This is a genomic window from Cupriavidus sp. MP-37 (assembly GCF_020618415.1).
In the GTDB taxonomy this organism is placed as follows: domain Bacteria; phylum Pseudomonadota; class Gammaproteobacteria; order Burkholderiales; family Burkholderiaceae; genus Cupriavidus.
Map to the genome: position 1 here is coordinate 2,306,167 of NZ_CP085345.1, position 22,781 is coordinate 2,328,947.

At 69.0% G+C, this 22,781-nt stretch carries 19 protein-coding genes; 4 read left to right on the forward strand and 15 right to left on the reverse strand.

The annotated features are described in order from the left end of the window. Positions 1-320: 320 nt before the first annotated feature. Positions 321-485, forward strand: coding sequence for a zinc ribbon domain-containing protein (locus tag LIN44_RS26720; protein WP_018008406.1), 165 nt, complete (start codon positions 321-323; stop codon positions 483-485). A gap of 144 nt (positions 486-629) precedes the next feature. Then, positions 630-884 (forward strand): hypothetical protein, encoded by a 255-nt coding sequence (locus LIN44_RS26725; protein WP_227315247.1) that lies wholly within the window; start codon positions 630-632, stop codon positions 882-884. 17 nt (positions 885-901) lie between these two features. On the opposite strand, the gene LIN44_RS26730 is transcribed toward LIN44_RS26725, so the two are convergent. Both LIN44_RS26730 and folE read right to left on the reverse strand, forming a co-directional pair. Next, positions 902-1,345 carry a BLUF domain-containing protein gene (locus LIN44_RS26730; RefSeq protein ID WP_115713643.1) on the reverse strand — a complete coding sequence of 148 codons (444 nt, stop codon included), beginning with the start codon at positions 1,343-1,345 and terminating at the stop codon, positions 902-904. 38 nt (positions 1,346-1,383) lie between these two features. Beyond that, on the reverse strand, positions 1,384-2,130 hold the full coding sequence (gene folE, locus LIN44_RS26735; RefSeq protein ID WP_227315248.1) for a GTP cyclohydrolase I: 747 nt from the start codon (positions 2,128-2,130) through the stop codon (positions 1,384-1,386). A 294-nt stretch (positions 2,131-2,424) separates the two neighbouring features. Here folE and LIN44_RS26740 point away from each other — a divergent pair, with 294 nt between their 5' ends. Then, on the forward strand, positions 2,425-2,616 hold the full coding sequence (locus LIN44_RS26740; RefSeq protein ID WP_227315249.1) for an arsenite efflux pump ArsB: 192 nt from the start codon (positions 2,425-2,427) through the stop codon (positions 2,614-2,616). Between the two features lie 7 nt (positions 2,617-2,623). Here LIN44_RS26740 and LIN44_RS26745 read toward each other — a convergent pair whose 3' ends face one another. The 3 genes from LIN44_RS26745 to LIN44_RS26755 form a co-directional block, all read right to left on the reverse strand. Next, the gene (locus LIN44_RS26745) at positions 2,624-3,880 is read right to left on the reverse strand and encodes an arsenic transporter (protein WP_227315250.1); all 1,257 of its coding nucleotides are present in this window, start codon (positions 3,878-3,880) and stop codon (positions 2,624-2,626) included. Positions 3,881-3,944: 64 nt separating this feature from the next. Next, positions 3,945-6,071, reverse strand: a complete 2,127-nt coding sequence (locus LIN44_RS26750) for a penicillin-binding protein 1A (protein WP_227315251.1) — start codon at positions 6,069-6,071, stop codon at positions 3,945-3,947. Positions 6,072-6,127: 56 nt separating this feature from the next. Continuing rightward, complete coding sequence (locus LIN44_RS26755) at positions 6,128-7,078, reverse strand: alpha/beta hydrolase (protein WP_227315252.1); 951 nt, start codon at positions 7,076-7,078, stop codon at positions 6,128-6,130. A gap of 190 nt (positions 7,079-7,268) precedes the next feature. Between LIN44_RS26755 and LIN44_RS26760 the strand changes: the two genes are divergently transcribed. Beyond that, positions 7,269-7,511, forward strand: coding sequence for a hypothetical protein (locus tag LIN44_RS26760; protein ID WP_010812795.1), 243 nt, complete (start codon positions 7,269-7,271; stop codon positions 7,509-7,511). 56 nt (positions 7,512-7,567) lie between these two features. Here LIN44_RS26760 and LIN44_RS26765 read toward each other — a convergent pair whose 3' ends face one another. The 10 genes from LIN44_RS26765 to LIN44_RS26810 all read right to left on the reverse strand — a co-directional run bounded on the left by LIN44_RS26765 (position 7,568) and on the right by LIN44_RS26810 (position 22,775). Then, a complete protein-coding gene (locus LIN44_RS26765; RefSeq protein ID WP_227315253.1) occupies positions 7,568-7,969 on the reverse strand; it encodes a DUF779 domain-containing protein in 402 nt (133 codons plus the stop codon). A 2-nt stretch (positions 7,970-7,971) separates the two neighbouring features. Further along, on the reverse strand, positions 7,972-9,492 hold the full coding sequence (adh, locus tag LIN44_RS26770) for an aldehyde dehydrogenase (protein ID WP_227315254.1): 1,521 nt from the start codon (positions 9,490-9,492) through the stop codon (positions 7,972-7,974). A gap of 388 nt (positions 9,493-9,880) precedes the next feature. Continuing rightward, entirely contained in the window at positions 9,881-11,164 is a 1,284-nt protein-coding gene (locus tag LIN44_RS26775) for a cytochrome c (protein ID WP_227315255.1), read from the reverse strand. Next, positions 11,164-11,724 carry a (2Fe-2S)-binding protein gene (locus LIN44_RS26780; RefSeq protein WP_227315256.1) on the reverse strand — a complete coding sequence of 187 codons (561 nt, stop codon included), beginning with the start codon at positions 11,722-11,724 and terminating at the stop codon, positions 11,164-11,166. The genes LIN44_RS26775 and LIN44_RS26780 overlap by 1 nt, the downstream gene beginning before the upstream one ends. Then, positions 11,721-14,555, reverse strand: a complete 2,835-nt coding sequence (locus tag LIN44_RS26785; protein ID WP_227315257.1) for a xanthine dehydrogenase family protein molybdopterin-binding subunit — start codon at positions 14,553-14,555, stop codon at positions 11,721-11,723. Before LIN44_RS26785 ends, LIN44_RS26780 begins: the two co-directional genes overlap by 4 nt. 344 nt (positions 14,556-14,899) lie before the next feature. Then, positions 14,900-17,386, reverse strand: a complete 2,487-nt coding sequence (locus LIN44_RS26790; RefSeq protein ID WP_227315258.1) for an FAD-dependent oxidoreductase — start codon at positions 17,384-17,386, stop codon at positions 14,900-14,902. 93 nt (positions 17,387-17,479) lie between these two features. Next, entirely contained in the window at positions 17,480-18,331 is an 852-nt protein-coding gene (locus tag LIN44_RS26795) for an EamA family transporter (RefSeq protein ID WP_227315259.1), read from the reverse strand. A 295-nt stretch (positions 18,332-18,626) separates the two neighbouring features. Beyond that, the gene (locus tag LIN44_RS26800; RefSeq protein WP_227315260.1) at positions 18,627-19,760 is read right to left on the reverse strand and encodes a 2-aminoethylphosphonate--pyruvate transaminase; all 1,134 of its coding nucleotides are present in this window, start codon (positions 19,758-19,760) and stop codon (positions 18,627-18,629) included. Positions 19,761-19,809: 49 nt separating this feature from the next. Further along, positions 19,810-21,639 carry a putative 2-aminoethylphosphonate ABC transporter permease subunit gene (locus tag LIN44_RS26805; RefSeq protein WP_227315261.1) on the reverse strand — a complete coding sequence of 610 codons (1,830 nt, stop codon included), beginning with the start codon at positions 21,637-21,639 and terminating at the stop codon, positions 19,810-19,812. Then, positions 21,630-22,775, reverse strand: a complete 1,146-nt coding sequence (locus LIN44_RS26810; RefSeq protein ID WP_227315262.1) for a putative 2-aminoethylphosphonate ABC transporter ATP-binding protein — start codon at positions 22,773-22,775, stop codon at positions 21,630-21,632. The genes LIN44_RS26805 and LIN44_RS26810 overlap by 10 nt, the downstream gene beginning before the upstream one ends. Positions 22,776-22,781 lie beyond the last annotated feature (6 nt).

The window sequence follows — 22,781 nt, forward strand, 5'->3', positions numbered from 1 at the left end:
CCGAGTCTCGCTGAATCGGAATTCCGCTAGTTCGTCGAACCCGGCGGCGCGCGAAAGTGGCTGGATCCGGCCAATGCCATGACATGTCTGGATGATCGGCGCCATGCCGCGCCGGCTTGACCCGGGTTTGCGCAGGTTCCCGCCGCTTGTCTGGCGATACACCCATTGCGGGAGATCAATGCACGGCAAAGTGCCGCTGCCGCGACATCGCCGGTGACTTCGCCGGCGGCGCGGAATTTTGGCGCTTGGCGGACCGGACCGCTGTCCTAGAATGAAGCTGACACGCGCCCCGCGGCGTGTGCACCGCGTGGGGGAACGCCATGCCTGTCTATCAATACCGCTGCGAGAAGTGCGGCCACGTGTTCGAAAAAACCGAACATCTCGCGGAACACGCCTCTGCCCATCCACCGTGCCCGAATTGCGGCAGCCAGTCCGTCCAGCACGCGCCGGCCCCGTTCGTGGCGGTGACCCAGCGCAAGAGCTGAGTCCCGAACAACAAGATCCCAGCAGGATGCGGACGCGCCGCCGGCCGGATGCCGGGGCGCGTCCTGCTTCATGCGTGGCGCCTTCAGTGCCACGCGCGTTCGCGCTGCGCGCAAGCGGCGATCTCAACCTTGACGGAGGATGCCATGGCAACGAGACCGTTCACTGAATTTCCCGCCGACGAGCAGCAGCAGGTCCTGGACGCATGCAGGCATGTCGGGCTGGCGGCGGAGATGTTCGACATCAGCGACGAGCGCGACGGCGACGGCGCGCGGCGCGTCAGCGTACGCCGGGTCGGCACCGACAAGACCAGCGTCTATGAGGCCGGCGCCGGAACCCCCTGGATGGAAGAGTTCGAGAGCGACCTGGAGTGCGGCCTGTACGGGCCGGTCACGGTCTAGCGGTGTGCCGGCGCGGCTCAGTGCCGTCCGCGCTCGCCGGTGCGCGACACCACCGATGCGCCGGCGATCAGCTCCTTGAGCAGCGCCAGCGAGGCCGCGCCGCCGGTGCGGTAGGGGTCCAGCTCGGCGCGCGCCGAGAACTTGAGCAGGGTGGCGGTGTTGAGCCGCGCCGCATTGACCTGCCCCATGGCCCAGCCGGCAAAGTCACGCGTGCAGGTTTCCTCGAAATGCAGCAGGGTCACGTCGTGGTGGCGCGGGTCGCGCGCAATCGACTGGAACAGCTGCGACACCTCCTGCCTGTCGCCTTCCAGCGCCTGCAGGAAGATGCCGTTGCCATGGCACAGCACCCCGGTGATGCCGTGGCGCGGATTGCGTTCCAGGCTGGTGGCCAGGATGGCGTCGAGCAGCGCGGCATCGATGGCCTGGCGGGCACGGCTGGCATAGAGCAGGCGGACTAGCATGGTCGTGGCGCTCCGTGGTGGCGGCGGGGCCCGGGCGGCTAGCCGCGGTTGTGGTTCAGCAGCGTGAGGAATTCGCGGCGCAGGCTGTCGTCCTTCAGAAACGAGCCGCGCATCACGCTGTTGGTCATCTTGGCGTCGGTGTCGCGCACGCCGCGCCAGTGCATGCAGAAGTGCTCGGCCTCCATCACGATGGCGAGGCCGTCGGGACTCATCTTTTCCTGCAGCAGGTCGGCCACCTGCGCCACCGCCTCTTCCTGGATCTGCGGCCGGCACATGATCCATTCGGCCAGGCGCGCGTACTTGGACAGCCCGATCAAATTGGAATGCTGGTTCGGCATCACCCCGATCCACAGCTTGCCGATGATGGGGCACAGGTGGTGCGAGCAGGCGCTGCGCACGCGCAGCGGGCCCACGATCATCAGTTCGTTGAGCTGGCCGACGTTGGGGAATTCCGTCACCGGCGGGGCCTTGGCATAGCGGCCGGCAAAGATTTCCTTCAGGTACATCTTGGCCACGCGGCGCGCGGTTTCCTGGGTGTTGTGGTCGTTGTCGACGTCGATCACCAGGGCCCGCAGCACGTCCTGCAGCCGGGCCTGGACTTCGGCCTGCAGTTGTTCCATTTCGCCGGGCTCGATGTAGCGGGCGATATTGTCGTTGGCGTGGAAGCGCTCCTGCGCGGCTTCCAGCCGCGCGCGGATGCGGGCCGAGACGCTGCCGGCGGGATGGCTGGCACCTTCGCCGGCGTGGCTGTCCTGTGCGCGGTGCACGGCGTCCTTGCTGGTCATGGATGGGCTTGGTGATGGCGTGAATGGCGGCGCAGCGGGTGTGCCGGATTCACTATATGGCAGATGCGGTGGCCTCACAACCGCGTGGCCGCCGGAAAAGCGGGTTGCGGTGGGCCGGATACGCCACAACCGAAGCGCTTTCGATGAAGAGTTCGTGACATCGCTCAAGCCCGCCACGCACGGCGCCGACAAGCCCACATAATGTCTGAACAACGCCAGGCAGCCCGTTGCAGGCTGCCGGCACCCCGGCCGCTGCCATGCGCGGCCTGACGCCTTGTCGGGATCCTCCTCATCATGCCGATCGCCTTTCCGTGCAGCAGCCTGATGTTGCTCCATGTGGTGACAGTGCCGGTACCGGCCACGCCGGTGGAGACCGGCGTCGCGGAACACCATGCCAGCGCCGTGCGCCACGGTGTGGCCGGGCTGCGCCGGCCACTGTCGCCGGCGCCGCGCAACCCCGCGGCCGGCGTGCGCGCCAGCGGCTGACTAGCGCCTATAGCAACAGCAGCGCCAGCGCCGGCAGCATTGCCGCCGGCATCACCACGGCACCCACGCGCAGGAACTGGCCGGCGCTGACCATATGCCCCTCGCGCCGCAGCGCGGTGAGCCACAGCAGCGTGGCAAGCGAGCCGGTGACCGACAGGTTGGGCCCAAGGTCGATGCCGACCAGCACCGCGCCGCTGACCGCGTGCGAGGCCTGCCCGGCCGCCAGCGCCGACGCCGAGATCAGTCCGGCCGGCAGGTTGTTGACGACATTGCCGGCCAGCGCCACTACCGCGCCCACGCCCAGCAGCGCCAGTGCGCCGCCGTCGCGCGAGGCCGCCGCGACGGCGTCGGCAAGATGGCGGATCACCACGGTCTGCTCCAGCGCCGCCACCAGCACGAACAGGCCGGCCACCATCGGCAGCACGCCCCATGACACCTCGCGCAGCGCCGGCCACAGCAGTTCGCGGCGGGTGGCGCAAACCAGCAGCAGCGTGGCCACGCCCGCGGCGCAGGTGGGCCAGCCCAGCGCGTTGCCGCGCACCGAGGCCACCAGCAGCACCAGCCCGGTCAGCACGATCCCCAGCGCGCTCAGCCATGCCTGCCGCGACAGCGGCGGCACCGGCACGTCATCGGCAATGGCTTCGGCCAGCGCCGCGCGCTGGGTCCACCACAGCGCCGCCAGCGTGGCCACGATCGCGGCCAGCGACGGCAGCGCGAAACTCGCCAGCCAGCCGGCCAGCGGCGGCATGCGCTCGCCGAAGATCACCAGGTTGGCCGGGTTGGAGATCGGCAGCACGAAGCTGGCGGCGTTGGCGATAAAGGCGCAGGCGTACAGGTAGGGCAGCGGCTGGCGCACGCGCGCGGCGCGGGTGGCGGCCAGCACCGCGGGCGTCAGCACCACGGCGGTGGCGTCGTTGGACATAAAGGCCGTCACCAGGGTGCCGAAGCCGTAGACCAGCAGAAACAGCCGCGTCGCCGAGCCGCGCGCCTGCCGCACCGCCAGCGCGGCAACGTGGTCGAACAGGCCGGTCTTGCGGGCCAGTTCCGAGATCAGCATCATGCCGGCCAGGAACAGGTACACGTCGTAGCCGCGCAGCACCGCGGCGAATGCCTCGGGCAGCGCCATCAGGCCGGTGGCGCATAGCAGCAGGGCGCCGCTGGCAGCCCAGAAGGCTTCCGGCAGGCGGAACGGGCGGAACAGGACGCCGACGGTGGTCAGCGCGGCGACCGACCAGATCAGCAGCGGGCTGTGGCTGGAAAACATCGGATGTGGCAGGAAAGTGTTGAAGCGCGTTGAAGCGTTGTTGAAGCGCGTTGAAGCGGCAAGTCTACAGCGGCGCGTCGGCCGCCGCCGCCGGCATGGCGGCGCCTGGCGGCTGGCTGGTAACAGGGGTCGGCGCGGCCGGGGCGGGCGCGTCCGGCGCCGTCGCGGACGGCCCGCCGAGGTTGTTGGCGACCGGATCGGTCGGTGGCGGGCCGGCTGGCGCAGGCGCTGCGGGCGTGGCCGGCGCCGGCGGCGGGAAGCCGATCGAGGCGATGCCATGGCTGCCGTCGGCGTTCTCTGCGTACATCCAGTCGCCGCCGGCCTGCACCACGCCGGCGGGCGCCTGCGGGTCGGCCTCCGGCACGCCGGCCAGGCGGCCCTCCATGTACGCGGCCCACACCGGCAGCGCGGTGGTCGCGCCGAATTCGTGCTCGCCCAGGCTGCGGTTGTCGTCATAGCCCATCCACGCCACCGTGACCACGCCGCCGGCATAGCCGGCAAACCAGCCGTCGACCGAGTCGTTGGTGGTGCCGGTCTTGCCGGCCACGTCGTCGCGGCGCAGGTAGCGGCGCACGCCGGCGCCGGTGCCGGCGTCGACCACGCTGCGCAGCAGGCTGTGCATCACGAACGCGTTGCGCGCGCTGATCACGGATGGCGGTGCGGGGTGGTCCCCGGCCTCCTGCTCGGCGGTGAAGAGCACGTTGCCGTCGCTGTCGGTGATGCGGGCGATCAGGTAGGGGTCGATGCGGTGGCCGCCGTTGGCGAACACGCCGTAGGCCGCGGCCAGCCGCAGCGGCGAGGTGGTGCCGCTGCCCAGCGCCAGCGGCAGGTAGCGGGGCAAGCGCCGGGGCGAGAAGCCGAAGCGGCTGGCGAATTCGACCGCATAGGGGATGCCGATCGCCTGCAGCGTGCGGATCGCGGGCAGGTTGCGCGATTCGGCCAGCGCCTGGCGCACGGTGATGGGGCCGGCGAAGCGGCCGTCGTCGTTCGACGGCTGCCAGCGCGATCCATTGGGCAGCGGCGCGTCGTTGATCAGCGTGCCGGGCGACACGCCGCGCTCGAGCGCCGCGGCGTAGATAAAGGGCTTGAAGGTCGAGCCGGGCTGGCGCAGCGCCTGGGTGGCGTGGTTGAAGCGGCTGGCGGCGAAGTCGGCGCCACCGACCATGGCCTCGATCGCGCCGGTGCCGGTGTCGAGCGAGACCAGCGCCGCCTGCGGGCCCTGCGACAGGTTCTTGACGAACTTGCGGTGGCGGCGCGCATAGCTTTCCAGCCCGCCATGCACGGCATCGTAGGCCAGGGTCTGGCGCACCGACGACACCGTGGTGTAGACGTTCAGGCCGCGCGTGTAGGCCTCGTCGCCGAAGCGCTCGCGCGCCAGCTGGCGCGCCAGTTCGGCCACATGCTCGGCATGGCCGGCAAAGCGGCCGGGGCTGTCGTCGCTGATGGCCAGGTGCGCGGCGCGCGCTTCGCGGTAGTCGTCCTGGCTGATCATGCCCAGCGCCAGCATGCGTCCCAGCACATATTCCTGGCGCCGCTTGGCGCGCGCGAAATTGACCACCGGGTTCACCGCGGAAGGCGCCTTGGGCAGGCCCGCCAGCATCGCGGTCTCGGCCAGCGACAGCGACGCCAGCGGCTTGCCGAAGTACGCATGCGCGGCGCTGCCGAAGCCATAGGCATGCTCGCCCAGGTAGACCTGGTTCATGTACAGCTCGAGAATGCGGTCCTTGGGCAGCGCGTGGTCGATGCGCCAGGCCAGCAGCATCTCATACCATTTGCGCGCCAGCGTCTTCTCGCGCGACAGGTAGAAGGCGCGCGCCACCTGCATGGTGATGGTGGAAGCGCCCTGGGCGTAGCCCTGGCCGAGGTTGGCCAGCGCGGCGCGGAACACGCCGGGAATGTCGATGCCCTGGTGCTCGTAGAACTGGTCGTCCTCGGCCGCGAGCAGCGCCTGCACCATGCGCCGCGGCATCTGCTCGAAGGGAATGAACTCGCGGTGCTCGCTGCCGAATTCACCGATCTGGACGTTGTCGCTGGTGTAGATGCGCAGCGGCACATCGGGCCGGTAGTCGCGCAGCGCGTCGACGGGGGGAAGCTGCCGCAGGCTGACCACGGCCGCAAAACCGGCCAGCAAGGCACCGGCGGCAACCAGTGCCAGCGCGGCGCCGCCTGCCTTGACTGCGAATTTTTTCATGGCCCGCATTTTACCCGCTGCCATCGGTCGGAACAGCGGTCGGACCAGCGGCCGGCTCAGCGGCTGGCTGCCAGCGGCAGCGGATTGCCCAGCTCGTCATGGTCGACGGGTTGCGGCGCGGCGGCGCCCGGCAATGCCGGCGGGGGTGCCGGCTGTGCCGGCGGTGGCTCAGGCTGGACCGCCGCCACGCGCAGGCGCGCCTGGCTGTGCTGGCGGGCGAACTCACACAGCGACAGCCAGGTCTGCTCGCGTTCGATGATGGTGAAGTGATCGGTATCCGGCACGGTCTGCAACGCGACCGGACCGGGCCAGGCCGCCATCAGCCGTTCCGAGCAGGCGTGCGGCACCACTTCGTCGGTGGCGGCGAGCAGCACCTTGGTGCTCTGCACGACCTTTTTGCAATGCGAGATCGAGTCGAAGTGGTGGCGCATCAGCTGGCGCAGCGGCACCAGCGGAAAGCGCTTGCGCACCAGTTCGAGCAGCGAGTCATAGGGGGTGATCAGCTGCAGGCTCTCGAAATCCTGCAGGTCGGCCAGCTGGATCGCCACGCCGGTGCCCAGGCTGCGCCCCACCACGTGCACGCGGGTGTCGGGGAACACGCGCCGCACGTGCAGCAGGAACTGGCTGGCATCGGCCACCGCGGCGCCCTCGGACGGGCGTCCGTCGGAGTGGCCCAGGCCGCGGTAGTCGTAGGTGGCAAAGCCCATGCCGGCAGGCAGCCAGCGCGCGTATTGCAGCGTTTCCAGCACATCTTCGCCGCGCCCCGGCAGGTAGAACAGCAGGTCGCGCACGGTGTCGCCGGGCGCGTGGTAGATGTAGCCGCGCACCACGCCGCCGGGGATCCGGTGCGAATAGCCGATGATGCCGTCGGGCAGGTCGCGCGGCGGGCGCCGGCGCGCGTCGAACAGCAGCCGGTCCTGGTTCAGCGTCAGGTAGGTCCAGTAGCAGGCGAAGCCGCTGGCGGTCATCAGCGCGGCCGCCAGCGCGCGGCGGGTGGTCAATGGCATGGCATTCGTCGGTGGCCGCGGCCAGGCGTGGCGCGTGTGCGCCGGCCTTGCCGCCCAGCCGCGCAGCCTACCTTATTTTTGCCGGCGGCGTGGCCGCGGCGCAAGCCGGCCGGCGCAGTTCTTGTACGATATGCCTCATTCAGGCGCGCGCACCCCACCGAGACGACGCGCCTTCAGGGAGCCAACCGGCATGAGCGAACAGAAGCACGAGCAGTACCGCGCCGAAGAGGCGCAGGCGATGGAACGCGTGGTCGCCGCCACGCGCCAGGTGCAGGTCGCCTTCACGGCGCTGCAGGCCCACTATCCGCCGCAGGGCAGCGGCAAGCCGTCGAAACTGGCGCTGCAGACCTTCGACGCGGCGCTGCAGGCGCTGGAGGACGCCCAGGCGACCTTCGACGAAATCCTGAACGACCTGCTCGACGAGAAACGCTGAGTCGCGGCGATGGCGTGCGGGCATCGGCTGCCCGCACGCCATTGCCGCATATGGCATCACGGCTCCGGCTGTTGCGCCAGCCACGCGGCTTCCGCGTCGCTGAACAGCTCCGAGCGCGTCAGGAAACGCCTGCCCGTGCGTCCCTCCAGCGAGAACATCCCGCCCGCGCCCGGCACCACGTCGATCACCAGCCGCGTGTGGCGCCAGTACTCGAACTGCGCGCGCGTCATGTAGAACGCGGCGCCGCCGATCTGGCCCAGGCAGACATCGCCCGGGCCCACCAGCAACTCGCCGGCGGGATAGCACATCGGCGCGCTGCCGTCGCAGCAGCCGCCGGACTGGTGGAACATCAGCGGGCCGTGCCGCGTGGCCAGCTCGGCGATCAGCGCGAGCGCGGCCGGCGTTGCCACCACGCGCGCGACCGGCGCTGTTGCCGGCGCGGAAGTCGGGCCCGCCATGGTCAGAAGAACCCGAGCGCGTTGGGGCTGTAGCTGACCAGCAGGTTCTTGGTCTGCTGGTAATGGTCGAGCATCATGCGATGGTTCTCGCGGCCGATGCCCGACTGCTTGTAGCCGCCGAACGCGGCATGGGCCGGGTAGGCGTGGTAGCAGTTGGTCCACACGCGCCCGGCCTGGATGCCGCGGCCCATGCGGAACGCGCGCGCGCCGTCGCGGGTCCAGACCCCGGCGCCCAGGCCATAGAGCGTGTCGTTGGCGATGGCCAGCGCCTCGTCCTCATCCTTGAAGGTGGTGACCGAGACCACCGGGCCGAAGATCTCTTCCTGGAAGATGCGCATCTTGTTGTGGCCGGCGAAGACCGTCGGCTTGACGTAGTAGCCACCCGCCAGGTCGCCTTCCAGCGCGTTGCGCTCGCCCCCGGCCAGGCACTGCGCGCCTTCCTTGCGGCCCAGGTCGATGTACGACAGGATCTTTTCCAGCTGTTCGGCCGACGCCTGCGCGCCGATCATGGTGCCGGTGTCGAGCGGATGGCCCTGGCGGATCGCGGCGACGCGCTTGAGCGCGCGCTCCATGAAGCGGTCGTAGATCGATTCCTGGATCAGCGCGCGCGACGGGCAGGTGCAGACCTCGCCCTGGTTCAGCGCGAACATGGCAAAGCCTTCCAGCGCCTTGTCGAAGAAGGCATCGTCGGCGGCAAGCACGTCTTCGAAGAAGATGTTGGGCGACTTGCCGCCCAGTTCCAGCGTCACCGGGATCAGGTTCTGCGAGGCGTACTGCATGATCAGCCGGCCGGTGGTGGTCTCGCCGGTGAACGCGACCTTGCTGATGCGCGGGCTCGATGCCAGCGGCTTGCCCGCTTCCAGGCCGAAGCCGTTGATCACGTTGACCACGCCGGGAGGCAGCAGGTCGCCGATCACCTCCATCAGCACCAGGATCGAAGCGGGCGTCTGCTCGGCGGGTTTCAGCACCACGCAGTTGCCGGCGGCCAGCGCGGGGGCCAGCTTCCAGGTGGCCATCAGCAGCGGGAAGTTCCACGGGATGATCTGGCCGACCACGCCCAGCGGCTCATGGAAGTGGTAGGCGATGGTGTCGCCGTCGATCTCGGAAATGCCGCCTTCCTGCGCGCGGATGCAGCCCGCGAAGTAGCGGAAGTGGTCCACCGCCAGCGGCAGGTCGGCGGCGGTGGTCTCGCGCACCGGCTTGCCGTTGTCGATGCTCTCGGCCACCGCCAGCAGCTTCAGGTTGGCCTCGATGCGGTCGGCGATGCGGTTCAGGATGTTGGCGCGCTCGGTGGTCGAGGTGCGCGCCCACGCGGCCCTGGCGGCATGCGCGGCATCCAGCGCGGCGTCGACGTCCTGCTGGTTCGAGCGCGGCACGCGCGTGAACGGCTTGCCGGTGATCGGCGTGATCGACTCGAAGTACTCGCCGCCGGCGGGCGGCACCCACTGGCCGCCGATGTAGTTGTCGTACTGCTGCTTGTAGGGGTTGCTGACGCCCAGCTGGGCGATTTCCGCCATGTCCATGTCTCGCTCCGTTCGAGTGATCTGTGTGGTGTCGCCACGGCGTTGGGGCCGTGCGCAACGGAGCAGGTCGCAAGAGGTGTGCCGGGGGAAGCGGGAGGATGGAAAAGCGGGACGAAGCGGGGATTGGCCGGGAAATCGTGCCGCAGGTGTGCAAGCGCGTGACAGTGGTTGTTCCAGATTGGAACAGCTGCTGTACGGCCGCTGCTATGCGGTAGCGCTAACCATGGCTACCGCCATGCGCAATCGCTCCCCTCTCCCGCGAAGTGGGAGAGGGGTGGGGGAGAGGGCCGGAGCGTCAACGAAGTGCAGCGCGCCGGTATGCCAGCGCCTGCCCTCTCCCCCGGCCCCTCTCCCGCAAGCGGGAGAGGGGAGCAAACCGGCGGGCGTTTTAATGCCCCGGCCCCGCCGCGCGCAGCGCCTTCACATCGCCCGGCTTCACATCAGCCGGCTGCCCACCCCACGTCGCACGCAGGTAGTTGGCCAGCTGCGCCAGCTCCTCGTCGCTCATGCGGTCGGCAAAGCCCGGCATCTCCTGCATCGCCTCCATGCCGGGAAAGCGCTGCGCCTGGATGCCATCGAGCATCGACACGATCAGGTTGCGCGCATCGGTGTTGCGCACCGTCGAATTGCCGGCCATCGACACCGCCACGTGCGGCTTGCCTTCGCCCTCGCGGCCATGGCAGCCGGCGCAGACGGCGACGTAGTGGCGGCGGCCGGGAGTCAGTTGTGCGGCATCGGCATTGACCGCCTTCACCGGCTGCGGCGCGGGCGGCTGGTCGCCCAGCAGGTAGGTGCTCATCGCCGCCAGGTCGGCCTGGTTCAGGTACTGGCTGCTCAAATGCACCACCGGGTACATCTCGCCGAAGGCCGAGCCTTGCGGCGCGATGCCGGTGGCGAAGAACTGCTGCAGGTCGGCGGCGGTCCAGCCGCGTGCGGCCAGCCCGGCGGGCGTGATGTCCGGCGCGCCGACGCGCGCCAGCGCGGAGCCGGCCAGCGGCTTCGACAGGTCCAGCCGGCCGAACGCCGCGCGCGGCGTGTGGCACTCGGCGCAGTGGCCCAGCGCGTTGGACAGGTAGCGGCCGCGCTGCCACGACGCCGAATTGCCGGTGGAGGCATCGGGCAGCTTGTCCTCGAGGAACAGCAGGTTCCAGCCCGCCAGCGCAAAGCGCAGGTTGTACGGGAACTGCAGGTCGTGCGGGCGGTTGGCCACCGCGGCCGGCTTCACCTGCATCAGGTAGGCGTACATGGCATTCGAATCCGCGCGCGACAGGCCGCGGTACGAGGTGTACGGCATCGCCGGGTAGAGCTGCTTGCCCGGGGCCTTGCCGTCATGCAGCGCCTTGTAGAAGTCGTCCGCGCTCCAGTTGCCGATGCCGTGGGTCTTGTCCGGCGTGATGTTGGTGCCGTAGAACTTGCCGAACGGCGAGGCCAGCTCCACGCCGCCGGCGAACGGCGCGCCTTGCGGCGCGGTGTGGCAGGCGGCGCAGTCGGCCGCGCGCACCAGGTAGCGCCCGCGCGCGATCTGCTCGGCGGGGGACAGCTGCGCCTTGGGGGCCTGGTCGGCTTCGGGCGCAATCGCTTCGGTGCGGCTGCCGCAGCCGGCCATGATCGCGGCCGCGGCCAGGCCTGCCAGCGCGGCGCGCATAGCCATCATCAGGGGCGTGCGCTGCATCACTGGTCGCTCCCGCTGTCCTGCACCAGGCCCGGCGTGCTGGTGATCACGTCCTTGACCGCCTCGTAGTAGCGCACGTAGCCGGTGCAGCGGCAGATGTGGCCGTCCAGCGCCTGGGTGATGGTGGCCTCGACCTGATCCTTCGGCACGGGCTTGCGCCTGAGCTGTTCCACCAGGATGGTGGCGCCGTTGACGAAGCCCGGCGTGCAGTAGCCGCACTGGAAGCTGAAATGCTCCAGGAACTTCTGCTGCACCGGCGTCAGCTCGACCACCTCGCCTTGCTCGTTGCGCTTGCCGTGGCCTTCCACGGTGCGCACCTTGCGGCCGTGGAACCAGTGCGCGCCGGTGATGCAGCTGCGCACTTCCTCGCTGGTGCCGTCGGGCTTGTCGTGGATCACCACGCAGGCGTGGCAGATACCCTGGCCGCAGCCCAGGCGCGAGCCGGTCAGGTCCAGGTATTCATGCAGGAAATCGATCATCATCAGGCCTTCGGGCACGTCGACGGGGCCGACGTCCTTGCCGTTGATGTTGAGCGTGATGGGTTGGGTGGCGATGCTCATGCCAGTACCTCCTGGATCTTGGCCGCCGTCACCGGCAGGTCGGTGAAGCGGTGGCCGATGGCATGCGCGATGCCGTTGACGATGGCGCCCACCACCGGGATCATCACCACCTCGGCGATGCCCTTGGGCGGGTCGGTTTCCGTGACCGGCGGCAGCACCGTGCCGGTCTGGCTCCACACCGCCACGTCGCTGGCGCGCGGCAGGTGGTAGCGGTTGAAGTTCCAGGTGCCGTTGCCGGGGCCGTCTTCGTACAGCGGCAGGTATTCATGCAGCGCGTGGCCGATGCCCATGGCGATGCCGCCCTGCAGCTGGCCGGACACCAGTTGCGGCGACAGCTGCGTGCCGCATTCCATGATCGAGTGGTGCGACAGGATCTCCACCTTGCCGCTGGCCTCGTGCACCGACAGCTCGACGAAGGTGCCCACCGCGCTGTAGTAGGTCACAGCGGCGTTGTTGCGCTGCGTGGGCGCGATATAGACCTGCTTGCGGTCGAGCACATGCCAGCCACCCGGGGTGCGCATGCGCGCCTTGTGCGATGCATCGGCGCCGTCGCCGTAGCGCACTGACAATCCGTCCACCGGCAGCCGCGCGGCCTGCCCGTTGATGTCGAAGTCGGCTTCGCTCCATTGCCAGCGGTTGAAGGCGTGCACGGTGGCGCCGGTCACCAGCCCGAGTTCATGCGCCTTGGCCGCGAGCTGCTCGAACGGCAGCGCCTGCAGGCCGCCGGCGCTGAGCTTGCCGTCGACCCAGCGCGCGTCTTCCACGCGCACCACCAGCGAGGCCGCCTGGCCGCCGCCGATGCCCTGGCTCCAGATCGCCATCGCCGCCGGCCACAGGCCATGCAGGAACACCACGCGCGCGGCTTCGCGCGTGCTGTGGGTGAAGTAGTAGGCCGAGTTGGTGGCGCTGGCCGGCGAAGCATAGGCCGGCGACCAGCGCGGATTGGCCGACAGCTTGTCCTGCTCGGCCTGGCTCATCAGGTAAGGGTCGCCCGAGGTGGTGACCGGCAGGTCGGTCCAGTCGGTGACGGAGGTGCGTACCTCGCCCGCCGGCTTGCCCAGCCAGCGCGCCACCGCGGCGGCCTGCGAGGTCGACATGCCGGTGCCGATCTCGGCGCCGGAGTGATGCAGCACGATGCTGCCGTCGGCCTTCAGCTCGACCCTGGCGAACGACGCTTCCGCGCCCGTGCCGAAATCCTTCTGCACGCAGGCAAAGCCCACGCCATAGCGGCGCCCGGGGTTGGCGGCTTCATACTCCGCCTTCTTGCTGGCGCGGTTGGTCCACAGCGGATAGGCCTTCGCCGCCTCCAGCACCTCGTCGACGCGGATCGCGCCGGCGGGGATCGCGCCCTGCGTGTTCTTCATGCCCGAGCGCAGCGCGTTCTTCAGCCGGAACTCGATCGGGTCGAGCTTCAGCTGCTCGGCGAACTCGTCGACCATCATCTCGGTTGCGGCCATGCTCTGCAGCGTGCCGTAGCCGCGGGCCGAGCCCGCATCGATGGCGCGCGAGGCGATCGCCACGGCGGTCAGGTCGTTGTTCGGGAAGTAATAAATCGATTGCGCCGCGGTGGCGCCGACCATCGCCACCGATGGCGAGAAGTTGGAGCGCCCGCCGCCGTTGGCCTCGAGATCGCCCTGGAAGGCCTGGAACAGGCCGGTCTTCCTGTCCACCGCGATGCGGTAGCGCATCCGGAAGGCATGGCGCTTGATCGAGGTCTGGAACTGCTCGTAGCGGTCGTTGGCCAGCCGCACCGGCTTGCCGTCGGCGTACAGCGCCGTGACCAGGCCATAGAACGGGAAGTTGTAGTGGTCCTTGGAGCCGTAGCCGACGGTGTAGCACGGGTGCAGGAACACCTGCTTCACCGGGAACGCGCCCTTGGCCCTGGCCAGCATCTCGGCCACGCTTTCGGCGACCTCGTTCGGGCCTTGCGTCGGCACCACCATGTGCAGTGCCTGCGCGGCGGCGTCGTACCAGCAGTTGGCGTTGTCGGGCTCGAGCGCGGCGGTATCGGCCGACTGCGAGTGGTATTCGCGCTCGAGCACCAGCCAGTCGTCGGACGGCTTCGCCAATTGCGCGCGGATCTGCGCGGCGTGGTACATGCCCTGTTCGCCGAGCTGGCCGTGGTCCTTGCCGTCCGGCCAGACCGGCTGGTGCTTGCGCATCATGCTCGGGAACACCGGCGCGTTCTTCAGCGAAGAGAACACGTCGTCCGCATAAGGCGTGGCGCCGCCCACGCGCACGAAGCGGAAGGTGCCCCACGGGTCGCGCTCCAGCGGGCCGGTCTTGGCGCCATAGCGGATCACGTCATCGCGGAACTTGAGCTTGTCCTTGGCAAAGCGGAAGCGCGCGAAGTCGTGGTAGATCAGGATCGCCACCGCGTGGCCCAGGTAAGCGGGCGTCTTGCCGGCGGGCAGCAGCATGTCGTCGCCATAGAAGGCGGGGAAGGCGACGCCGTCGCGGGCCAGGTCATCGGCGGTAACGACGCGGTCGGGCTTCAGTTCGTCGCCCAGCACGCCCAGGTCGAAGCCCGCATAGATGCGGTCGGCATGTGTCGCACGCAGGATAAAGGCGTGCGACTGCTGCTGCGGCCAGTGCGGCATGTCGCGCGAGCGGATATCGCGCGCAAACACCTTGGCGCCGGTGACCTTGGCGACGCCGTCGATGCGGAACCTGGGGGCACCGGCCTTGGCGTCCCACTGCACGGGGGTCAGGATCTTGTCTTCGAACAAGGCCGCGAAAGCCTTGCCGCCGATGGGTGCGATATAGACCGACACCCCGGCCACGACGCTGGCTTTGAGGAAGGTGCGTCGTGAAGGGTTGAAGCTGGGCATGGATTTCCTTGGGGATTGCGCAATTGCGCAAGATGTCGCGGCAAGGGGCAGCCATCCGCGGGCCAGCCCGGGGGCTGGCGCGGATACGGTTCAGGTGTTCAGGGGACGCGGCCGCGGCGGTAGTGGCTGGGCGGCCGCTGCAGGGCATGGCGTGCCGCCAGTCACTACGGCTGCGGCGCGGGTGAATCGGGGCGGGGCATGGCTGTCATGGTCCTGGCGCTGAACGGCTGCGCTGACCCCGCGATTGTCGCCGTGGCCTAGGGTTTACCTCAAGGCGGGGCGTTGAATAGTGGTTATCAGCCGGCGCGAATATTCCTGGCCGGCTTTCAGTTCAGGCCCTTCGTTCAGGCCTTCGGCCGCACCGAGGCCGGATCGTAGGGCGCGCGCAGGTGCACGCGTGCGGGCAGCGGGGCGCCGGCGAGGTCGACGTGGTAGGTGCCGGCTTCGAGCCACGCCGCATCGGCCGGCCCGTCCTCGCGCGCCAGCAGTGCCATGCCGACCGGGCAGCCCAGCGTATGGCCGAAGGCGGCGGAACTGAGCGAGCCCACCGCGCGCACGCTGCCGTCGGCGCCGGTGCGCAGCACGGCCTCGCCGCCCCACAGCATGGCGTCGCTGGCGCCGTCCACCGTCACCACCACCATGCGCCGCGTGGGCGCGCCCGCCTGGCGCAGTTGCAGCAGCGCTTCACGGCCGCGGAAGTCGATGCCGCTGGCCAGCTTGCAGGCGAACGACAGTCCCGCCTCGAACGGGTTGACCGACGGCGACAGCTCGCGGCCCCAGGCGCGATAGCCCTTTTCCAGCCGCAGCGACTCGATCGCGTAGTAGCCGGCGTTGACCAGGCCGAGCGTGCGGCCGGCCTCATGCAGGGTCTCGTACACGCCCACCGCGAATTCCACCGGCACGTACAACTCCCAGCCCAGTTCGCCCACATAGGTCAGCCGCGTCGCGCGCACGGTGGCGTAGCCGAGGTCGATCTCGCGCGAACTGCCGAAGGGAAAGCCCTCGTTGGAGAAATCCGCGCGCGACACCTTTTGCAGCAGCTCGCGCGAGCGCGGCCCCATCACTGCCAGCACCGCGTACTGGCCGGTGACGTCGACGATCACGCAGCGCTGGTCCGCGGGGATCAGCCGCTCGATATAGCTGAAGTCGCGCGTGGTCTGCGCCGACCCGGTCACCACCAGGTACTGGTCATGCGCCAGCCGCGTCACGGTCAGGTCGGACTCATAGGTGCCGCGCTCGTTGAGCATCGCGGTATAGACGGTTTGTCCGGGCGGCACAGACACGTCGTTGCTCATCACGTACTGCAGCACCGCCTCGGCATCGGCGCCCTTGACCAGGTACTTGGAGAACGAACTCATGTCGAACAGCGCTACGCCTTCGCGGCAGGCGCGGTGCTCGGCGCCGCTCCAGGGCAGCCAGTTCTGCTGGCCGAAGGCGTATTCGATCTGTGGCGATGCCCCCGGCGGCGCGAAGAAGTTGGGCCGCTCCCAGCCCATCTTGCTGCCGAAATTGGCGCCGGCATCGCGCAGCTGCGCATACAGCGGGGAACGGCGGAACGGTCGCGCGGTCTCCAGTTCACGGTTCGGCCACGGCATCGCGTAATGCAGCCCGAGCGTTTCCTTGACGCGGTCGTGCAGCCAGGTCTGGTTGCCGTTGAAGCCGGCGAAGCGGCGGATATCGACCGGCCACAGGTCCATGGTCGGCTCGCCCGCGACGATCCATTCGGCCAGCGCCATGCCGGCGCCGCCGGCCGAGGCGATGCCCATCGAGTTGAAGCCTGCGCCGACGTAGAAGTTGCGCAGCTCCGGCGCCTCGCCCAGGATGAAGTTGTTGTCCGGGGTGAAGGATTCCGGGCCGTTGTAGAACTGCTTGACCTGCGCGGTTTCCAGCGCCGGCACGCGCACCAGCGCGTTTTCCATCAGGATCTGGAACTGGTCCCAGTCATCGGGCAGCAGCTGGAATTCGAACGGCTCGGGGATGCCCTGCATGCCCCAGGGCTTGGCGTCCGGCTCGAAACCGCCCATCACCAGCCCGCCGACTTCCTCCTTGAAGTAGATGAAGCCGTCGGGGTCGCGCATCACAGGCAGGTCGGGACGCACGCCGGCAATGCGCTCGGTGACGATGTAGTAGTGCTCGGCCGAGTGCAGCGGCACGGTCACGCCGCACATCTGCCCCACCTGGCGCGCCCACTGTCCCGCGCAATTGACCACGATCTCGGCTTCGATGCGGCCCTCGTCGCCGGCCTTGTTGCGCCAGCTGACGCCGGTGGCGCGGCCATCGCGGCTATGGATCGCGGTGATCCTGGTGTCCTGCGCAATGCGGGCGCCGCGGCTGCGCGCGCCGCGCGCCAGCGCCTGGGTCAGGTCGGTCGGGTTGGCCTTGCCGTCGCCCGGCAGCCAGACCGCGCCGAGCAGGTCGTCGGTGCGCATCGCCGGCCATAGTTCACCGGCCTGCGCGGGCGAGATCACCTCGCATTCCACCCCGTAGGCGCGCGCCACCGCCGCGGTGCGGCGCAATTGCGTCATGCGCTCTGCGGTGCGCGCGACCGACAGCGAGCCGCATTGCTTCCAGCCGGTGCCGAGGCCGGTTTCCGCTTCCAGCTCGCTGTAGAGCTGGGTGGAATAGCGGATCAGCCTGGTCATGCTTTCCTGCGAACGCAGCTGGCCGACCAGCCCGGCGGCGTGCCAGGTGGTGCCGCACGACAGCTGGCCTTGCTCGAGCAGCACCACGTCGCTCCAGCCGGACTTGGTCAGGTGGTAGGCCACGCTGCAGCCGATGATGCCGCCGCCGATGATGACGACGCGGGTTTGTGCGGGGATGGCAGGGGACATGATGGTCAGCGCGCGGGGCGAAGGCGGTGGAGGATGATTGCCATGGTATGCCACAAAACGCCAATAAACAACGCAAAACGCAACAACCGGCGCTCAGCGCGCCAGCTGCAGCGTGACGATCCCCGCCAGCACCAGCGCGGTAGCCAGCACGCGGCGGCGGTCGAAATCCTCGCGCAACAGGAAGTGCCCCAGCAGCGCGGCGAAGATCACGCTGGATTCGCGCAGCGCCGCCAGCTTGGCCACCGGCGCGAGCGTCATGGCCCACAGCATCAGCGCATACGAGCCCACGCGGTTGATGCCGCCGATGCCGGCGCGCTTCCATTCGGTGCGCAGCAGCGCCAGCAGCGCCGTGCCGCGGCGGGCAAAGGCATAGCCGGGCATGAACACATGCGACATCGCCTGTAGCCAGACGATGTAGGTCAGCACCTCGCCATGGCGCTTGACCGCGGTGCCGTCGATCACGGTGCCGCCCGCCAGGCAGGCCCCCGCCAGCAGCGCGAAGCCGAGCAGGTCGGGCGCCTGCCGGCGCCAGTGCACCAGGCTGACCAGCCCCAGGCAGATCAGCGCGATGCCGGCATAGCCGCCCGGCCCCAGCCGTTCGCTGCCGCTCAGCAACAGCAGGATCGTCACCATCATCGGCGCCGAGCCGCGCATCAGCGGATAGGCCTGGCTGAAATCGCCGCGGTTGTAGGCGGCCACCAGCGACAGCTTGTAGACCACCTCCAGCGCCACCGTCGCCAGCAGGAACGGCCACACCTGCGGCGCGGGCAAGGGCACCAGGAACAGGAAGGGCAGCGCCACCAGCAGGCAGAAGGTATCGATCAGCGCCATCGACGACAGCCGGTCGCCGCCGATCTTGACGATGGCGTTCCACGACGCATGCATCAGCGCCGACAGCATCACGGCGGCAAAGGCAAGGCCGTGGAAATCAGGGGGGAAGGACATGAAAGAGGGTTGTTGTTCTTTGATCTGCCGCTGCATTCGTACGCCCGCTTGTTTGCTCCCCTCCGCCGCTTGCGGGAGAGGGGCGGGGGTGAGGGCGGGCGTGTGGCAAGCATGATGCGTTTGCACTTCGTGGTGGCTCTGGCCCTCACCCCAACCCTCTCCCGCAAGCGGGAGAGGGAGTACCCAAGCGGGATTTGAATGGCCTGTGGCACTTGGTCATGCCGCTGGCTTTCTCCCCTCTCCCGCAAGCGGGAGAGGGGAGCTTGCTGCCAGCGATCGGGGAAAGCTCAGCCTATCAAGCCGCCTCCGCCAGCTGCGCCTGCATCTCGATCCCCATCTCCCGCAGCACCTCGCCGATCGCCGTCACCACGTTGCGCATCTCGTTCTCGTCGATCGCGCCGATGCAGCCGACGCGGAAGGTCTCCACCTGGGTCAGCTTGCCGGGGTACAGGATGTAGCCGCGCTCGCGCACCTTGCTGTAGAAGGTCTTGAAGTCATAGCGCGCATCCGCCGGCGCATGGAAGGTGACGATGATCGGCGCCTGCACCGCCGCCGGCAGGAAGGCGCGGAAGCCCAGCGCCGCCATGCCCTGCACCAGCGTGTCGCAGTTGCGGCGATAGCGCGCGCCGCGCACCGGCTGGCCGCCTTCTTCCAGGAACTGGTCGAGCGCGGCGCGGAACGCGGCTACCACGTGCGTGGGCGGCGTGAAGCGCCACTGCGTGGTCTTCTGCATGTAGACGTACTGGTCATAGAGGTCCAGCGCCAGCGAGTGGCTGTTGCCCTGGCTGGCTTCCAGCACGTCCTTCCTCACCAGCACGAAGCCCATGCCCGGCACGCCCTCGATGCACTTGCCGGTGGCCGCCACCAGCGCGTCGAACGGCATGGTGCGCGCATCGATCTCGATCGCGCCGAACGAACTCATGGCATCGACGATCAGGCCCTTGCCGAGCCGCTGGCACAGCAGCGCGATGTCCTGCAGCGGGTTGAGCACGCCCGCGCCGGTCTCGCAGTGCACCTGCGCCACGTGCGTGATCGACGGGTCGCGGCGCAGCGCTTCCTCGATCAGCGCGGCGCTGGCGGGCTGGTCTTCCGGGATCGGCAGTTCCACGCAGGCGCGCCCGAGCACCTTGCAGATCTTCAGGATGCGCTGGCAGTAGGCGCCGTTCTGCGGCACCAGCACCTTGCCGTCGCGCGGCACCACGTTGGCGATCGCCGCCTCCACCGAGAAGGTGCCGCTGCCCTGCATCGGCACGCACACGTGGGTGCCTTCGCCGTGGACGATGCGCACGAGGTCGTCGCACAGGCTGCGCGTGATGGTGTTGAAGGCGGCGTCCCACGAGCCCCAGTCGCGCAGCATGGCCTGCTTGGTGGCGAGCGAGGTGGTCAGGGGGCCGGGGGTCAGAAGGATCGGGTCGTTGCCGCGGATCATGTTGAGCTCCTGATTGGGAAGGCGTGGAAAGGGAAAGTCAGTCGGATCGTCAGTCGTTGGCCTGGCCCTGGCGCCAGGCCTGGGTCTTGCAATCGAGCACGCGTTGCAGCAGGTAATAGAGCAGGCAGGCGCCGGCGGAAGTCAGCACCACCAGCGTGGCCATGGCCGCCGCAGGGCCGATGTCGCCGGACTCGTCCAGGTTGACGATCTCGACCGAGGCCAGCTTGGTGTCGGCGCCGTACAGGAACACCACCGCCGAGACCGTGGTCATCGCATTGATGAACAGGTAGCGCGAGATCTCCAGGATGGCGGGCAGGCAGGCCGGCACCGTGACCTTGAAGAAGGTCTTGTAGAACGGCACCTTGAGTGATGCGGAAACGGCCTCGAACTCGCTGTCGAGCTGCTTGAGCGCGGTCACGGCGGTCAGGTGGCACGATGCGTAGTAGTGGACGATGGTCACCAGCACCAGGATGCCCAGGGTCTGGTACAGCCCGTGCAGGGGATTGGCCTGCGGCACGAAGAAGAAGATGTAGCCCAGCCCCAGCACCAGCCCCGGCACGCCCATCGGCAGCACCGCCATCAGCCGCACGAAGCTGCGCAGCCAGTCCATGCCGCGGGTTTTCTCCAGCAGGTAGGCGGTGGCGAAGATGAACACCGGCCCGATCACCGCGGCCAGGCCCGCCATGCGCAGGCTGTTCAGGTAGGAATCGACCACGCCGCCCTCGACCAGCCCGACCCGGTAGTGGTTCAGCGACAGCGAGAAGTTGTACGGCCACAGCTTGACGAACGACGCGTACACCGCCATGCCCATCACCGCCAGCATCAGCGCCGCCATCAGCCAGCAGAACACCGCCATGGCCAGGTCGAAGCGCGGGCTGCGGCGCGGCACATAGGGCACCGAGCGCGCCGACATCAGCGCCATCTGGCGGCGCTGCACACGCGCGTCGACGCAGTAGGTCACGGCCACCGGCACCAGCAGCATCAGCGACACCACCGCGCCCTGCGAGAAGTCCTGCATGCCGATCACCAGCTTGTAGATATCGGTCGCCAGCATGTGGAAGTTGCCGCCGATCACCTTGGGGATGCCGAAATCCGAGATCGCATAGGTGAACACCACCATGGCGGCGCTAACCAGCCCGTAGCGCGCGCCCGGCACGGTGATGGTGAAGAACTTGCGCACGGTCGAGGTGCCGAGCGCGTCGGCGGCTTCATACAGCCGCGCGTCGGTCAGCGACAGCGCCGTGATCAGGATCATCAGCGCATGCGGGAAGGTGGCGAACACCAGCGAGGCGACGATGCCCAGCGGCCCGTAGATCTGCGTGGTGCCCATCCACGGCTTGAACAGCCCCTGGTTGCCGAACCAGAAGATGAACGAGATCGCCGCCAGCAGCGAGGGCGCCAGCAGCGGGATCAGCGCCAGGTTGCGCAGCAGCCCCTTGCAGGCAATGCGGCTGCGCGTCAGCGCATAGGCAAAGCCGAACGCCAGCGGCACCGTGAGGCAGGTGGCCAGCGCCGAGACCCACAGGCTGTTCCACACCGAGCGCAGCAGCGCGGGCGACTCGAAGTAGGCGCGGAAGTGCGCGATGCCGGCGAGGGTGCCGTCGCGGTTCTGCACGCTCTTGGCCAGGATCATCACCATCGGCGCCAGCACGAAGCAGGCCAGCGCCAGCGCGGCCAGCGCCAGCAGCGCGTAGGCGAGACGGTCGGTCCAGTGCGCGCGCACCGAGGTGGCGAGCAGCGCCGGCGATGCCGGCGGCGTGGGCTGCGCGCCAGGGTTGGCAGGCCCCGTCGTCACGCTGGACGAGGCGGGGGAGAGGGTATCGGTAGCCGGCAGGGTGGCAGACGTGGTGGCCGGCGCCGCAGTGAGGCTCATGCGCATGCGTGGCGGAAGATTCGGATACGGTCAGCGGGAATGGCCAGGCGCAGCCGGTCGCCGGTGTGCGGGCGCAGCTCGTGCAGGTCATTGAGCGAGAGGTCGGCATAGAGGGCGCCACCGGAGGCGCTGGCGGCGCCCGTTGCCGCGGGGGCGGCTTCGGGCAGCCGCAGCGTCAGCCGCGAGAAGGCGCCGAGGAACTCGATCTTGTCGACGGTGGCTTCCAGCACATTGGGGCCATGCTGTTCGATGCCGCGCACGCAGACGTCTTCGGGGCGGAAGAACACCTGCACGTCCTCGTCGGGACAGCAGCCCGGGGGCGCGGCGCAGCGCATGCGCACGCCGCCCAGGTGCAGCTCGCCGTTGCCGCAGACACGCGCGCCCAGCATGTTGGTCTTGCCGACGAAGTCCGCCGCGAACGGCGTGGCCGGGCGCTGGTAGACCTGCGCCGGGGTGCCGACCTGCTCGATCGCGCCCTGGTTCATCACCACGATGCGGTCGGCCATCGACAGCGCCTCTTCCTGGTCGTGCGTGACCAGGATGGTGGTGATGTTCAGCCGCTGCTGCAGCGCGCGGATCTCGCTGCGCAGGCGCACCCGCACGCGCGCATCGAGCGCCGACAGCGGCTCGTCCAGCAGCAGCAGCCCGGGCGAAGTCGCCAGCGCGCGCGCAATCGCCACGCGCTGCTGCTGGCCGCCCGACAACTGCGCCGGATACTGGTTGCCGCGATCGGGCAGTCCCACCAGCGTCAGCAGTTCGGCCACGCGGGCGCGGCGCTGGTCGCGCGGCATGCGCCGGTTGACCAGGCCGTAGGCGACGTTGTCAGCCACGGTCAGGTTGGGGAACAGCGCGTAGGACTGGAACACGATGCCGTAGTCGCGCTCCATCGGCGGCAGCGTGGAGATATCGCGCCCGCCCTGGTGGATGGTGCCGGCGTTCTGCGATTCCAGCCCGGCGATGATGCGCAGCAGCGTGGTCTTGCCGCAGCCCGACGGGCCCAGGAAGCAAAGCAGTTCGCCCTGGCGCACGTCCAGGTCGATATGGTGGAGCGCGACGAAGGCGCTGCCGCCGCCGCCGAAGCGCTTGTGGATGCCTTTGAGGCTGAGGTAGGTCTCGGCCGTGGATGTAGAGGTCGTCTGCATGGCGTT